The sequence below is a fragment of the Bacillus sp. UNC437CL72CviS29 genome (assembly GCF_000482345.1).
Lineage (GTDB): Bacteria > Bacillota > Bacilli > Bacillales > Bacillaceae_G > Bacillus_A > Bacillus_A arachidis.
On sequence record NZ_KI535303.1, the window covers coordinates 544,934 to 560,487 of the forward strand.

General features: G+C 35.2%; 12 protein-coding genes. 5 read left to right on the forward strand and 7 right to left on the reverse strand.

What is annotated here, in order from left to right; all coding sequences use genetic code 11:
* Positions 1-150: 150 nt before the first annotated feature.
* From M014_RS0123835 to fdhF, 6 genes are all read right to left on the reverse strand, one after another.
* Positions 151-711: a class I SAM-dependent methyltransferase gene (locus M014_RS0123835; protein WP_026593940.1), complete on the reverse strand. Its 561-nt coding sequence runs from the start codon at positions 709-711 to the stop codon at positions 151-153.
* 124 nt (positions 712-835) lie between these two features.
* Entirely contained in the window at positions 836-2,251 is a 1,416-nt protein-coding gene (locus M014_RS0123840; RefSeq protein WP_026593941.1) for an amino acid permease, read from the reverse strand.
* A 103-nt stretch (positions 2,252-2,354) separates the two neighbouring features.
* A complete protein-coding gene (gene ald / locus M014_RS0123845) occupies positions 2,355-3,488 on the reverse strand; it encodes an alanine dehydrogenase (RefSeq protein WP_026593942.1) in 1,134 nt (377 codons plus the stop codon).
* Positions 3,489-4,107: 619 nt separating this feature from the next.
* Positions 4,108-5,985, reverse strand: a complete 1,878-nt coding sequence (locus tag M014_RS0123850; protein ID WP_026593943.1) for a glycerophosphoryl diester phosphodiesterase membrane domain-containing protein — start codon at positions 5,983-5,985, stop codon at positions 4,108-4,110.
* Between the two features lie 154 nt (positions 5,986-6,139).
* Positions 6,140-6,622, reverse strand: coding sequence for a DUF1641 domain-containing protein (locus M014_RS0123855; RefSeq protein ID WP_026593944.1), 483 nt, complete (start codon positions 6,620-6,622; stop codon positions 6,140-6,142).
* A gap of 12 nt (positions 6,623-6,634) precedes the next feature.
* Positions 6,635-9,577: a formate dehydrogenase subunit alpha gene (fdhF, locus tag M014_RS0123860; RefSeq protein ID WP_026593945.1), complete on the reverse strand. Its 2,943-nt coding sequence runs from the start codon at positions 9,575-9,577 to the stop codon at positions 6,635-6,637.
* A 340-nt stretch (positions 9,578-9,917) separates the two neighbouring features.
* Here fdhF and fdhD point away from each other — a divergent pair, with 340 nt between their 5' ends.
* Both fdhD and M014_RS0123870 read left to right on the forward strand, forming a co-directional pair.
* Positions 9,918-10,733, forward strand: a complete 816-nt coding sequence (gene fdhD / locus M014_RS0123865; RefSeq protein WP_026593946.1) for a formate dehydrogenase accessory sulfurtransferase FdhD — start codon at positions 9,918-9,920, stop codon at positions 10,731-10,733.
* A 340-nt stretch (positions 10,734-11,073) separates the two neighbouring features.
* The gene (locus M014_RS0123870; RefSeq protein WP_026593947.1) at positions 11,074-11,595 is read left to right on the forward strand and encodes a GNAT family N-acetyltransferase; all 522 of its coding nucleotides are present in this window, start codon (positions 11,074-11,076) and stop codon (positions 11,593-11,595) included.
* Positions 11,596-12,182: 587 nt separating this feature from the next.
* Here the strand turns inward: M014_RS0123870 and M014_RS30400 are convergent.
* A complete protein-coding gene (locus M014_RS30400; protein WP_090692978.1) occupies positions 12,183-12,305 on the reverse strand; it encodes a hypothetical protein in 123 nt (40 codons plus the stop codon).
* Positions 12,306-12,643: 338 nt separating this feature from the next.
* Between M014_RS30400 and M014_RS0123890 the strand changes: the two genes are divergently transcribed.
* The 3 genes from M014_RS0123890 (at position 12,644) to M014_RS0123900 (ending at position 15,537) form a co-directional block, all read left to right on the forward strand.
* A complete protein-coding gene (locus M014_RS0123890; protein WP_026593948.1) occupies positions 12,644-13,315 on the forward strand; it encodes a response regulator transcription factor in 672 nt (223 codons plus the stop codon).
* A 141-nt stretch (positions 13,316-13,456) separates the two neighbouring features.
* A complete protein-coding gene (locus M014_RS0123895) occupies positions 13,457-14,833 on the forward strand; it encodes a sensor histidine kinase (protein ID WP_026593949.1) in 1,377 nt (458 codons plus the stop codon).
* A gap of 191 nt (positions 14,834-15,024) precedes the next feature.
* Complete coding sequence (locus M014_RS0123900) at positions 15,025-15,537, forward strand: GNAT family N-acetyltransferase (RefSeq protein WP_026593950.1); 513 nt, start codon at positions 15,025-15,027, stop codon at positions 15,535-15,537.
* The last annotated feature ends 17 nt before the right edge of the window (positions 15,538-15,554 follow it).

The window sequence follows — 15,554 nt, forward strand, 5'->3', positions numbered from 1 at the left end:
GTCAATAAAATCCACAATCATTTTTTCGAACATTTTGTTCACATTTAAACGAAAGCATATATAACATATTCTCCTCACACTTTATATGCTTCATACAAAAGAGGATGTTGCTAAAACCGTATCCCTTTAGCACATCCTCTTTATTCTTATCTATTCACTCTTCACAGCATCAACAATTAAAGAAACAAACCCTAACTTTCCGTCCTGATTTCTATAATCAAAACGCTTAGAACGATAAATAAACCCTTTCTTCTCATCCCAATCATTATAATGAAACTCTCCATCTTCATCACAATACTCCAAAAGTTTCACCTGAAACCCCGCACTCTCAAACATAGATGTCATCGTTTTATAATTATGAACAATTTTATGGCTCGCTGCTGGATGATCTAACGGTCCAGGTCCTCCAACTTTTACCCCTTCTTGGTATTCTTCATCTGGGAAAAAGCGATCCGGAACCGCACATCGAATATAACCACCCGGCTTCAAAAATTCATAGCATACTTTCGCTGCTTCTATGCCTTCTTCATATGATAAATGTTCCCATACATGCTCTGCTAAAATTACTGCTAAAGAGCTAGGATCAAACTTTTTTATCCAATCTTCTCTTTTTAATAAATTTAATTCTTCTTCATTTGTATGTAACCAACCCGGGTTATTGTTAAATTCCCCTGCACCCACAACGATTTTTAATTCTTCTTTTACAACCATCATTTCACCCCTTTGAATATTTCAACATACAAATTCCATAAGTTGCTATTTTCTCCTCCTTTGGCCAAAAGAAAAAGCCTTGCGCGCTCCCTAGACGCACAAGGCTTACATGTTTTATATCCCCTTAATTAGCTTTTTCTAAGCTATCTTGCGAACTTTCATCTTCTTTTAAATGACTGTGTTTTTTCGAATAAACAAAGTATACGACTACTCCAATTGCTAACCAAGCACCGAAGTATATCCATGTCGTTAATGGTAAGTTTACCATTAAGAATAGACAGCACACGATTGAAATGATCGGTAAAGTTGGCACAAGTGGCACCATAAATCCACGCTGTAATTTCGGATGTGTTTTACGAAGAAGGATTACTGATACACCAACCATCGCAAATGTTAATAACGCTCCAATATTCGCTAAATTCGACAATTCTTTTAAATCGATAAATCCAGCAATTAAAGCACTACCGATTCCTGTTAACCAAACTGAAAATGTTGGCGCTTCTGTCTTCTTGTTAATTTTCGCGAAAGATTCTGGCAATAAACCGTCACGGCTCATAGCGAAGAATACACGTGTTGTTGCGTAGATGTATGCAAAAATTACAGCCATAATACCAATTACAGCTCCAATAGCAATTACACCAGCCACTTTATCTTGCCCTACAACTTCCAGTACATAAGCCATCGCTTCTGGTACATCTAATTCTTTATAAGAAACCATACCAGTCATAACAAGACAAACCGCAACATAAATGATCGTACAAATAACTAACGAAGCAATGATACCAATTGGAAGGTCACGCTGTGGATTTTTTACTTCTTCTGCTGAAGTTGCTAATGCATCAAATCCTAAGAAAGCAAAGAATACTGCTGCTCCCCCCGCGAAAACTCCACTTAAACCGTACGGTGCAAATGGTACCCAGTTTTCTGGTTTCACGTAAAATACACCGACTGCGATGAATAAAACAACAATACCAATTTTAATTAATACCATTATATTATTCACACGCTTACTTTCTTTCGTACCTCGTGATAATAGCCAAGTTATCACCAATGTAACAATAACTGCTGGTAAGTTCACCATACCACCTTGCGATGGAATCGTTAACAAGGCTTTTGGAATTTCAATTCCCAATCCACTTACTAAGTTATTGAAGTAACCTGTCCATCCACCAGCTACGGCCGCTGTTGTTAGAACATATACTGACAATAATGTCCATCCCATTAAATGAGCTACAAACTCACCGATTGTTGCATATGAATAGGTATACACACTACCTGATACCGGAAGCGTAGATGCAACTTCTGCATAACATAATGCTGCAAACCCACAAACAATTGCTGCAATCATAAATGAAAAAATAACTGCTGGACCAGCATCTCTCGCTGCTACTAATCCAGTTAATACAAGAACTCCTGTACCGATTATCGCACCAATCCCTAGCATTGTTAGGTCGAATGCCCCTAAAGTTTTAGACAAAGTCTTACTTTTACTTTCCCCTAACAATTGCGTAACGGATTTCTTTTTAAATAGGTTGGCCACGATGTATGCCCCCTTTTACTAAGAAGAGCTAAGAGGTTTCTCTCTTAGCTCTTATCATGTTGTATTAAATATTGTTCGATTGTTTTTTTGTATTATGCTTCAATTAGCAAGATACAGTTTCTACTTCTAATAATTCTTTCGCACCTTTGTATTCTACACCGTGAGCTTCTGCAACTGCTTCGAATGTTACGTAGCCATTTAAAGTGTTAATACCTTTTAATAGTGCAGAATTACTTAAGCAAGCTTCTTTGTAACCTTTGTTTGCAATTTGTACTGCGTATGGTACTGTTACGTTTGTTAATGCAAGAGTTGATGTACGTGGAACCGCACCCGGCATGTTTGCAACTGCATAATGAACAACGCCATGTTTTTCATAAGTTGGGTTATCATGAGTTGTAATGCGGTCAGTTGTTTCGAAAATACCACCTTGGTCAATTGCGATATCTACTACAACAGAACCTGGTTCCATTGATTTAATCATTTCTTCTGTTACAAGTTTTGGCGCTTTTGCACCTGGAATTAATACCGCACCGATTACAAGATCAGATTCTTTTACAGCTTCTGCAATATTGTATGGGTTAGACATTAAAGTTTTCACTTGGTTACCGAAAATGTCATCTAATTGACGAAGACGTTCTGCACTTAAGTCGATGATTGTTACATCCGCACCTAGTCCAACTGCAATTTTAGCAGCATTTGTACCAGCTTGTCCACCACCGATAATTGTTACTTTACCACGTTTTACCCCTGGAACGCCTGCTAGTAAGATACCTTTACCGCCTTTATTTTTCTCAAGGAATTGTGCACCAATTTGTGCAGACATACGACCAGCTACTTCACTCATAGGTGCAAGTAATGGTAAAGAACGGTTGTCTAATTGTACTGTTTCGTAAGCGATAGCTACAACTTTCTTTTCAATTAAAGCTTTTGTTAATTCTGGTTCTGGAGCTAGATGTAAATATGTGAATAAGATTAAACCTTCGCTGAAGTGTTTGTATTCGCTTTCAATTGGTTCCTTAACTTTCATTACCATATCCATGTTCCAAGCTTCTTCAGCTGTGTCAACGATCTTTGCACCTGCTTCAATGTACTCAGCATCTGTGAAACCAGATCCTAAACCTGCACCCTTTTGAATGAATACTTCGTGGTTGTTTCGAACTAAATGCACAACACCAGCTGGTGTCATTGCCACACGGTTTTCGTTGTTTTTAATTTCTGTTGGTACCCCAATACGCATAATGAAATGCCCCCTTATAATTAACAGAAAAAAGGAATTCTTTTTTCTTTTTTTAATAATTAATAACTTATGTCCTTATTCTAGCATAACTTCAAAGTTATGAAAACGCTAACATATCAGATTTTAAAAGTTTTTATATTTCGAATAGTGTAAATATAAAGAACTTTATTTTTAAGGGGTTTTCTCCTATTCCGTTTATCTATTACTCTCTTTTTATTATAACCTTTGTAATTCAGCGTTAACCTTTTATTATTTGACAATAATATAACAATGCAAAAATCCAACACAAATCGCATACATATGCACTTCGAGTTCCCTGTAACATTTTAGAAGTATATTCTTTTTATGGAAAGTGAAACTTCCATCAGTGGAGGTTTTTTTCATCCTCCACTAATAGAAAACCCTCACCAATCGGGTTTTTACAGGCAATTTCTTCCCATCTATCCTCTTCGCTTTTCGTATTGCTGTTTTTCACTATATACCTCAAAGAAAAATGCTGTTCTCACGTTTATTTATAATAATATAACAATGTAAAATCAACACTCCCGCATACATTTACACTTTATAGTCCCTGTAATATTTTAAAGATGTATCCTTTTACAAAAAAAGCTACTGGTATTTAACCAGCAGCTGGATAACTCATAAATAACTTTGAAAATAAATCTTCTGTTGTTTCTATAATCTTATCAATCATATCCGTTTCATTCTCTTCTTGCTCTTTCATCATCTTAATCGTTTCTTGGGCATCTTTAGGGTAATCTGTAATAATTCCATCTACATTGAGCTTATAATATTCGCTTAAATTCTCCATATCGTTCACAGTCCATACATAGATCGGTTTATTTAATTTGCGGGCTGATTTTACTAGACTCTTGTTTAGCATATATTCTTCTGCTACGTAAAAGTCTGCTTGAACGTATTTTAAATTCGCTCTACTTGCATATAATACATATCCTACTTTTATGTCTGGATTTGCACGTTTAAATTCTTTAATGAGCGGATAGTGCAATGTTTGAATGACACATTGTTTTTCAAAGTCATTATCCTTAATTGTTTTTAATACCTTCTTTACAAAATCTTTTTCATTCTCATTCCCATGCAGCTTCACTTCTATATTAAGTTTTATTTTGTTTTTCGCAAGCTTAATCATCTCATCAAGTGTACTAATTTTCCCCGTGAACCCATCTTGACTAAGAGTAAGTTTCCGTAGTTCATCCATCGTTAAGTCTGACACTTGTACATTCGCATTGGCAAGACGCTTTAATTTCAAATCATGTATCACTGCCAATTCACCATCTTTTGTCTGCAATACATCAATTTCAGCATAATCTGCCTTTGCATCAATCGCACCTTGCACTGCCTCTTTCGTATTCTCTACTCCTTTTGAACCATATCCACGATGAGCCATAATCACTGGATCTTTATAAGAATTCGAAATAAACGTTGCAATGAATGCAACTACCATACCAACTGTGAAAACCCCAACAATATATACACCGATAAACTTCAAACGATGCTTTTTAAAAAAGCATTTATCTGCTTTTGTTTTGGAATAATCTAAGCCCTCTTCTAATAAAACATCTTCAATTGAAACCTTTTGTAAATATAACCTTGTCAATGCCATAATATAAAACGGTGTGACAATAAAACCAAGTAAATACAATGTACTCGTTAAAAATACCGATAGCGTTGATTCTGCTAATAAGGCAAATGTTCCTTTTGGGTTTGTAAATTCATATACACCCCATAAAAATAGCAAGTATATACCCGTAAATAAAACAAATACGATTCCGATTGAAACCAAAAAGACAACTAAAAAGAACAACACTTTAAAGAAACTTTCTTTTACTAAATTTGCACTTTTACGTGCGGCTGTGCGAAATGGCTTTTCTTCTAAAACAATGATAGGTAAAACGAAGATCCACCGAAGATTCAAGTATGTAACTACAGCAAAGAAAGTGTAGTAACCTACTTGTCCCATTGTCGTTTTAAACAATTCACCTGTAATAAAATTTGGAATTTGAATTTCTGGAATTAGTGCAGATTTAAATCCCAAATTTAACAGAGGTAACAATACAACGGCATACAAGATAAACCCTGGCAAACAATATGTGAAAAGAGATGGTAAATACGTTACCGTTTTATACAAAATTGGACGCAGTTTCACCTTTTGCCTTTTATGTGCAAAATACGAAATAATAATAAGCACTGCAAACTCCGTAAAAATGAGAAAAAGTGCCAATAACGATACAATTAATATAGCTGCGATACCATATGGAGTTTTCAAAAAAGCAAGCAATTCATCATTTGTCGCATTTGCATAGCCGCCCCAATACAACAACTTATTAATAATCATACCGAATAGAGGTATAAATACAATAGCTGCTAATAATTTATAAACAAGTTGAAACGTCAATACATTCCAAAAAGCAAATTGTACCGTTTGAAAGGAATGTTTCATGACCCCTGGTATAGATAGTCTTTTACGATGTAGCATAAATTCCTCCACATTCTAAAATTATATTTGAGATGGATTCCATATTTCCATTTAAAATCCATCTTCTTATAATAATATATTCCGCTTAACATGAACACTGTTATACATCCACAAAAAAGAGTGATGGCTACCTTTCCATCACTCTTTCCCTCTTTTATTTTTTCTCTAATCCTTGTCCAAACGCTTTTAAAAAACTAAACCCAAAAGTAATGGCTCTATTAATATCGGGATCTTTTAGCACTTTAAAGAAGTCCATAACTTTTGTTTTCTTACCTTTTTGTAACTCTTCTGTTGCAAACTGTAACCCTGTAACTAAACTAGATGTAATCTGTTTTGTTATTTCTGGATCGACAGAAGATAATGCTTCTCCTGCTCCCATCATATTATTTAATGCATTTTTTACTGGTTCACGATTTAATTGCTCAACTGCAATTTTAGAAACGTCTTCTTTCGCGGCCAGCAGACTGATTGCTGCATCTAATATACCTGCTTGCTGCAGCTGTGATAACAACTGCATTGTTTCTTCTACCGCCTCACGGTTCTCCGCTAATTGTGTTAACAGTTCATCTGATAACTGTTGTTTCTTTTCTTCTTCTGTAATGACCTTTTTCTGAATCAATGTAATCTCTTTTGCCACGTCCTTCGCCCCCTAGTTGTGATCCACAAGTGATACGTATTGTTTTCGTTGCCATTTCTGCTGAATTTCAACACCATTTTGCGGATGACGTTTTTTACCTCTTGGGTTTGAATCAGGAAGTGGACGATTACCTTTTTCACGTAATACGCGCATTTTCACCATCGTTTGTTTATAAGCTGGTGTACAAGTATATAGGTCCGTCGCTGTTCCTGTTAAAATATTAATCGCTTCTTCATTTACTGTCGCATGCATCGGTAAATATAACTCGTTTCCAGTTACACGGTCTGTGATAAGTGCCTGTACTTTGATTTTCCCAAACGGTGATGCTAGTTCTACAAGGCCACCATCTTTCACATTCCGCTCTGCAGCAAGCTCTGGTGAAACCTCAACAAACACCTCAGAAATTTTAGATAAAATCCCTACTGATTTATTTGTCATGTTTCCTTCATGGAAATGTTCTAACATACGACCATTATTTAATAATAAATCGTATTCTTCCGGTGCCACAACTGGTGGTATCCATTCATCTAGTGATAGACGCGCTTTTTTGTCAGGGAAATTAAAGCCATCAACATATAATAATGGTGTGTCACTACCATCATGGCTACCCCAACATAAACTATTCCATCCTTCTAAACGATCATATGTTGCTTGTGAATAATACGGCGCGAGTGATGCGATTTCATCCATAATTTCACTTGGGCTTTCATAATTCCAATCACCACCGAGGGCACGGGCTACTTTTTGCAGGATCCACCAATCTGGTTTCGAATCACCGAGCGGTTTCATAACTTCATATAAACGCTGAATACGACGCTCTGTATTCGTAAATGTTCCTTCTTTTTCTAGACTTGGTGCTGCTGGTAAAATAACATCAGCAAAACGAGCTGTTTTTGATAAGAATATGTCTTGAACTACAAGGAAATCGAGATTACTTAAAATGTGTTGCACATGATTTGCATTGGAATCGACTAATGCCATTTCTTCTCCCATTACATACATACCACGTAGTTTTCCTTCCTCTGCAGCCGCAAGCATTGCAATGTTATTCAGCCCTGGCTCTTTTGGAATTTTAGTACCATATGCTTTTTCAAATTTCGCACGAAGTGTATCATCTGACACTGCTTGGTAGCCTGGAAGCCAATTTGGTAATGTTGCCATATCACAAGCACCTTGTACGTTATTATGACCACGGAGTGGATATGCACCAGCACCTGGGCGACGGTAGTTACCAGTTACAAGAAGTAAGTTTGAAATTGCCGCAGACGTTGTACTTCCACCTGTATTTTGCGTAACGCCCATACCCCAAAGTACACAAGTACCATCTGCTTCGTATACCATGCGAGCCATTTCTTTTAATGTATCTTTTGAAATACCTGTAATATTCTCCGTATAATCAAGTGTATATTTCTCTAACATTTTGCTGTATTCATCAAAGTTCTTCACATTTTCATCTAAGAATTTCTTATCGTGCCAACCTTGATCAATAATATATTTTGTTATTCCCGCAAGCCATACATAATCAGTTCCTTGGCGCGGATGAACAAATAGGTCCGCACGCTCTGCCATTTCATGCTTACGTAGGTCAGATACAATCAGTTTTTGCTCATGTAATTTGTGGGCACGTTTCACACGAGTAGCAAGTACAGGATGCCCTTCCGTTGGATTCGCCCCCACAATGATAACAAGACCAGCTTCCGCAATATCTTTCACTGTCCCTGCGTCTCCACCTATACCAACAGTTTTTGTTAAACCATCGCTTGCTGGAGATTGGCAATAACGGGAACAGTTATCTACATTATTTGTTCCATATATTTGACGAGCTAACTTTTGCAGCAAATAGTTTTCTTCATTTGTTACTTTTGAAGAAGAAATAAAGCCAAATGCATCGTTACCATATTCAGATTTAATATGTTGCATATTGGATGCAACAACCTCTAAAGCTTCTTCCCACGATGCTTCAACGAACATATCTCCTTGACGAATCAATGGTTTCGTAATACGGTCTTCACTATTTACAAAGTCCCAACCAAATTTTCCTTTTACACATGTAGAAATCCCGTTTACTGGTGCGTCTGATACAGGTTGAACTTTTAAAATTTGACGGTCTTTCGTCCATACTTCAAACGAGCAACCCACACCGCAGAATGTACAAACTGTTTTTGTCTTGTTAACCTTCGTTTTACGCATTGCAGATTCAACCTCTGAAACTGCTAAAATACTACTGTATCCAGGTTCTACATCCTTTACAAAATCAATCATTGGATCTAACACATCCGGTTTCAATCCAGTCATAAACCCAGCTTCTCCAAGCATAGATTTTTCCATTAATGCATTACAAGGACAAACTGTGACACATTGTCCGCAACTAACGCAAGATGAATCGTTAATACTTACGCCGTTATCCCAAATTACACGAGGACGATCTAAGCTCCAATCAATTGATAACGTTTCGTTAACTTGTAAATTTTGACATACTTCTACACATTGTCCACAAGCAATACATTGGTTTGGATCATAACGGTAAAATGGATGAGTCATGTCCACTTCTTTTGCACTAACTTTCGGTTCATATGGATATTTCTGCTCTTCTATCTCCATCATATGTACCGTATTATGAACTTTACAGTTACCGTTATTATTATCACATACTGTACAATACAATAAATGGTTCTCTAATATTCTATCCATCGCTTCCGTTTGCGCCGATTTTGCACGCACTGATTTTCTTTCAATCTGCATGCCATCTTCCAATTGCGTTGAACAAGCACGCAGCAATTTCCCATCTACTTCCACAATACACGTATCACAAGTTTGAATTGGATCCACCTCTGGTACATGACAAATTTGTGGATGCTCTAAATTACTCTCGTTAAATAGTTGCAGTATCGTTTTTTCACCAGATGAAAGAAATTCTTTTCCATCTACAGTTACACGAACTGTTTGTTCTGCCATAGTTCCCCTCTCCTTACAACTAACTGTACAATATATTTTTGAATCCGTTTTCAAAAATATATCGCTATACATTTTTTTGAAACGCCCTGTTGAAACTCTATCTTAGAAGTCGATTCTTGATGCTATAAGGTATAAAAATGCCACTATTCTACTATTCTATTATATCTCACACATACAATAATAACCAAATAATATAGAGAAACTGAAAACAAACATAAAATCTTTCTTTTTAGCTGAGAGAGAGCATCCACCCATGCATAGAAATAGATAACAGATGCTTTTATTTTTTTTATGTTTTATGATAAATAGTAAGAAAAATACATATGAAGGGGAAAATACTATGGGGCCTGTTCAAGAAACATGTAAAATGGTACGTTATCAAACTGGAACATTCCTCGAACAAGAAGATGAAATTGTCACAGAATATCCTGTAACAATTAAATTGAACGGGGAAGAATACGTAACAGTTGTATGTACTCCAAATTATATTGAAGATATGGTAATAGGTTTTTTAATTTCTGAAGGAATTATTGCTTCTTACGAAGGCATTGATGAGCTGTGGATACAGAAAGACAAAGGTGTTGTCCATGTAAAAACATCACAGATCAATCCGCTCTATCAAACACTATATAACAAACGATATGTCACTTCTTGTTGCGGAAAAAGTAGGCAAGGTTTTGTATTTGTAAATGATGCAGCAAAAGCAAAAACTTTACATGATATCCATGTAACAATGACTCCAGAAGAGTGCTTTCATTTAATGAATACCTTACAGCAATCTTCCACTACGTTTCATCAAACAGGCGGAGTTCATAATACCGCCCTTTGCGATCGAAATACCATTCTCATATCAAGAATGGATATCGGTAGACATAATGCATTAGATAAAATATATGGTCATTGTTTACGTAATGATATCCCAATCGAAGGAAAAATTATTGCATTTAGTGGCCGAATCTCATCTGAAATTTTACTAAAGGTTTCTAAAATCGGTTGCGAAATCGTTCTTTCTAAATCAGCTCCAACAAAATTAGCTTTGCAACTTGCTCATGATTTAGGCATAACAGTGGTCGGTTTTATTCGCAATGATTCTTGTAATATCTATACTCACCCAGAACGAATTGAAGGATATATAACAGAAAAAAATGATTCCTAGCAAAGGAATCATTTTTTAGTTATAAAAATGTAATATATTTAATTGTTGAATAGTTAATAAAGTTAATATATAATTTCATTACATAAAGTACAACTTAAATCCATGGGGTGTTATTGCCCACAAACAGCGGGATAAATTGAATGATTGGAAAAACAGATGAAGGTCCCTGCTCTTCTCCGCATATATCTCCTTATTCTTTAACAAATTAAGATGGAATGAGTGCAGCATATAACATTTTTTACTATAAAGCGGAACTGTTATCAATTGAAAAAGCATCAACAACCGTGCTCTTGTAGCGTGCTTATCCTGTAGAGCTGGTTACACTTAGGAGGTTATATACATGGAAATTCGTCTATTAACAAAAGAGGATGCAAAAATTTATTTAAAAGTTTGTATGGAAGGATTAACGCAAAATCCAGAAGCTTTTAGTTCTTCTTATGAAGACGTTCTAAAACATGAGGATCCTGTTGCTGCAATGGCGAAACGTTTAGCCAATCCGGATAAATATACAATTGGTGCCTTTAAAGATAACGAATTAATCGGAATTGCCACTTTAGAAACTAAGCCATTTATAAAACAAGAACATAAGGCAAAAATCGGCTCTGTTTACGTCTCTCCGAAAGCGCGTGGTCTTGGCGCTGGCCGTGCGTTAATAAAAGCCATTATTGAAAACGCTCATAAATTACATGTAGAACAACTCATGCTCGATGTTGTTGCCGGAAATGCAGCTGCAAAAAAATTATACGAGTCACTTGACTTTCAAACATATGGCGTACAAGAACGTTCCTTAAAACACAATGGACAATATTGGGATGAAGAACATATGGTTTTATTTTTAACTAACGAATCAAATGCAAAGTGAAAAAACAACAAAAAAACCTTTCTTTCTAGCTCGGAAAGAGTATTCTTCCATGCATAGAAGTGGTCAGTTCCAGTTTAAAACAACGAGAGCGAATTATCTTTTGTTGTTTTAAACAAAAACTTATATATCTAAAAATCAAAATGTATTTATATAGATTTCTCCAAAAGTACCTTTTCAGATAAATGTACTTTTTTCTTACAACAATGTAATATTCATGTCATCTTATTCAATGGTTCTATTCCCCTCTCTTCGCTATACTAAAAGTACAGAACCACAACCAAAAGAGCTAAAAGATGAAAAAATGATAGAAGTAATGGTAAACAAAAAATTCGTAGCGATAGAATTAAATCAAGAATTAGAGGAGGAATAGATATGAAACAGCACAAACATCTTATTTTTTTAATTTGCGGCACAATAATCGTCACTTCAGGATTAGCAATTCTTCCTTGGTTTATTGTATAAAACTTCTATCATTTGTTGATTCCTTCCTATACAAAAATCCCCTGTATATAGCATACAGGGGATTTTTTCCTACAAATAAAAAAGCTCGTTACTTCTCTAAATGCAGCAACGAGCTCATACATCTATTATAGAATTCCAAAAAATTTATTAGCACACGTCACAATGATTAGCATAGATACAGCAATGCACATCACAACAGCATTGCGCTCTTGTTTATCTTTTTGAAAACGTTCTTCTTTTTTACTCATGTGTATAATCCCCTTTATAGCAATAAAAAAAGTGTGAGATAGGAAATTTTCCTTATCCGATGCGAGGTGAATACGAAATTTCTCACTATCTCACATACACAATAGAATGGAATTGTCATTTTATAAATAAAATGACATGACGTTATGTCGCAACATAGGGTATTTTGTGTCGCTACGCCCTTTATTATAAAAAAGAGTTGTGCAAAAGTAGTGCATTTTTTATGTCAATTGCCATAGTACAAAAAATGCACTACAATTCAATCACATAAACAGAGTTTTTTATCGTTTTCATGTAAACTATACAAGGTAGACTGAATGTTTTGAGGTGCACAAGAACTATGATAAAAATTTTATTAGTAGATGATGAAGAGCGTATGTTGCGATTATTAGATTTATTCTTAAGTCCACGTGGTTATTTTTGTATGAAAGCCACATCTGGTATTGAAGCTCTTGAATTAGTTCAACAAAAAAACTTCGATATCATTTTGTTAGATGTCATGATGCCCAAGATGGATGGATGGGATACCTGTTATCAAATCCGTCAAATCTGCAATGTTCCAATTATAATGTTAACAGCTCGTAATCAAAACTACGATATGATAAAGGGACTCACACTGGGAGCGGATGACTATATTACAAAACCTTTTGACGAACAAGTACTAGTTGCCCGAATTGAAGCTGTGCTACGCCGAACAAAAAAGGACGGTTTTATCAGCTTCAATGGCATTGAATGGGATAAAACAAAGCATACTGTTACTGTTTACGACGAAAAAATTTCACTTACACCTATCGAGTTTTCATTACTAGGACTGTTTTTACAAAATACCAATCGAGCATATAGCCGTGATGATTTAATTGAAAAAATATGGGGATATCAAACGGATATTGAATATCGTACTGTCGACTCACATATCCGCAATATCCGTGATAAATTACGAAAAAAAGACTTTCCTGTTGAAAAATACTTAGAGACCATCTATAAGGTGGGATATAAGTGGAAAAGTGAATAAAAATAATAAAGTGAAACTTTTCTAGGTAGGAAATGACTCGCCCCACACTTAGAATTATTTAAGCAACTCGTGATACAACTCTGGTCAGTGGTTAGATTCTTCCCACTGACCATTAATGTGACATAAAGGTATGGTGAAAAAATGAACAAGCTTTCCCTTAAAATTGGTACATGCTTTTTAATATTAGCTCTATGTCTTGAAGCCATCGCTTTTGTATCTTTTTATACAAGTTTGTCGAACATGCGTATTGAAGAAGAAAAAGCCGCTCTTTTAGAAAAAGGAAAGCGCTATAGTAACTTTATTTCAAGACGTTATGGTCCACGAGCTTTTGAACATGCTGCAGCAATGGAATCACATTCTAATTCAGACACAAAGTTAGTCATAACAGACACCAATGGGCAAATACTTTCTTCTTCTGATCCGATAACCCCAGAAATGAAAAAGCAACTTGCTAACAAAATACGTTGTACTTCAATAGATGGAACTATGATTGAAAAAAATTGGAAAACATCGAAATATATTTCAACAGCAACGCCAATTATCATTCATAAACAAATTACTGGGTATGTACATATGTTTTTAGATACAGCATTTTTAGAAAAAATGATTCTTCGTTTAGCACATCAATTTATTATTATCGGTATATTAACTCTTGTTTTAACAACAATTTCTGTCTTTATCTTTTCTCGTGTCATTACTGATCCTCTTATTAAAATGAAACGTGCAACAGAAAAAATGTCAAAGTTAAATAAACCAATTAAATTAGGAATTAAACGCAATGATGAACTTGGTAGTTTGGCCAAAACCATTGAAGAATTATCTAGTGAATTGACCTACATGAAAAAAGAACGAAATGAGTTTCTTGCAAGTGTAGCTCACGAACTACTCACACCACTTACCTATATGAAGGGTTATGCAAAAGTGGCTAAACGAGATTCTCTCTCTAAAGAAGAGCGTGAAGAATATTTACAAATTATTGAAGACGAAACAGATAGTGTAACCGAACTTGTTCAAGACTTATTTGATTTAGCGCAACTTGAACAGCATCAATTTATTATTAAAAAACAAGAGATTCCTTTACAGCCTTTTCTAGAACGCATGATTGAAAAAACCAAACCAACACTTGCTAAAAAGCAAATAACAATTAAATTTCACTGTAAAGATGATCCTAATGTCTATATGGATGAACGTCGAATGGAACAAGTAATGCTAAATTTATTACACAACGCCTATCAGCATTCTTATGAACAATCAGTTATTACTGTACACGCCTATCAAAATGAGAATACTTTTTCTATAAGTGTGCAAGATGAAGGTGAAGGGATTCCACAAGAAGATATCCCGCATATTTTTGATCGTTTTTATCGAGTTGATAAATCAAGAACTCGAGCTACGGGCGGTAAAGGAATTGGTTTAGCTGTTGCAAAAGAAATTGTTGAGTTACATAGCGGCTCCATACAAGTAAAAAGTCAGTTAGGAATTGGAACAGAATTTATTATTGAATTACCAATTGAATAGTATGTACGGTAAATCACCAGTAGTATCTTTCCTTTCAAACTGCTGGTGATATTATGTTAATAGCCATTATTTATTAACTTTTTAAGAAAAAAAACAGTAAAACATCACTAGAAAAAGCTATCTTTTTGAAATTATTCTTATTTCAATATAAAATATAACTACATTTGTCAAAGATTTGGAGGGTGATATAATTGGATATCCATGTATTAACAAAGGATGAAGCAGAAATTTATTTAGAACTTCGTGTAGAAGGATTAAAACAAAACCCTGAGGCTTTCAGCTCTTCTTATGAAGATATTATTAATAAAGAATGCCCGATTGAGTATAAGGCACAAAAATTAGCCCAAGATGAAAACTATACATTAGGTGCATTTAAAGACGGTGCATTGATCGGTGTTGCAACCTTGGAAACGAAACCATACGTAAAACAAGAACATAAAGCAAAGATTGGTTCGGTATATGTATCGCCAAAAGCACGTGGACTTGGCGCAGGAAAATCCCTCATTAAAGAGTGTATTGAACTTGCAAAAACATTAGAAGTAGAACAAATTATGCTTGATGTTGTGGTCGGAAATGACGGTGCAAAAAAACTTTACGAATCATTAGGATTTAAAACTTTTGGTGTACAAGAGCGTTCTTTAAAATATAACGGTCAATATTGGGATGAAGAGCATATGGTTTTATTCTTAGATACAGAAAAGTAATAAAAAAATCCTCAAAT

Excerpts from the sequence above, each read along its gene's own strand:
- M014_RS0123835 (WP_026593940.1), bottom strand. The coding sequence starts at position 711 with ATGGTTGTAAAAGAAGAATTAAAAATCGTTGTGGGTGCAGGGGAATTT.
- ald (WP_026593942.1), bottom strand. The coding sequence starts at position 3,488 with ATGCGTATTGGGGTACCAACAGAAATTAAAAACAACGAAAACCGTGTG.
- M014_RS0123850 (WP_026593943.1), bottom strand. The coding sequence starts at position 5,985 with ATGCTACATCGTAAAAGACTATCTATACCAGGGGTCATGAAACATTCC.
- fdhF (WP_026593945.1), bottom strand. The coding sequence starts at position 9,577 with ATGGCAGAACAAACAGTTCGTGTAACTGTAGATGGAAAAGAATTTCTT.
- fdhD (WP_026593946.1), top strand. The coding sequence starts at position 9,918 with ATGGGGCCTGTTCAAGAAACATGTAAAATGGTACGTTATCAAACTGGA.
- M014_RS0123870 (WP_026593947.1), top strand. The coding sequence starts at position 11,074 with ATGGAAATTCGTCTATTAACAAAAGAGGATGCAAAAATTTATTTAAAA.
- M014_RS30400 (WP_090692978.1), bottom strand. The coding sequence starts at position 12,305 with ATGAGTAAAAAAGAAGAACGTTTTCAAAAAGATAAACAAGAGCGCAAT.
- M014_RS0123890 (WP_026593948.1), top strand. The coding sequence starts at position 12,644 with ATGATAAAAATTTTATTAGTAGATGATGAAGAGCGTATGTTGCGATTA.
- M014_RS0123895 (WP_026593949.1), top strand. The coding sequence starts at position 13,457 with ATGAACAAGCTTTCCCTTAAAATTGGTACATGCTTTTTAATATTAGCT.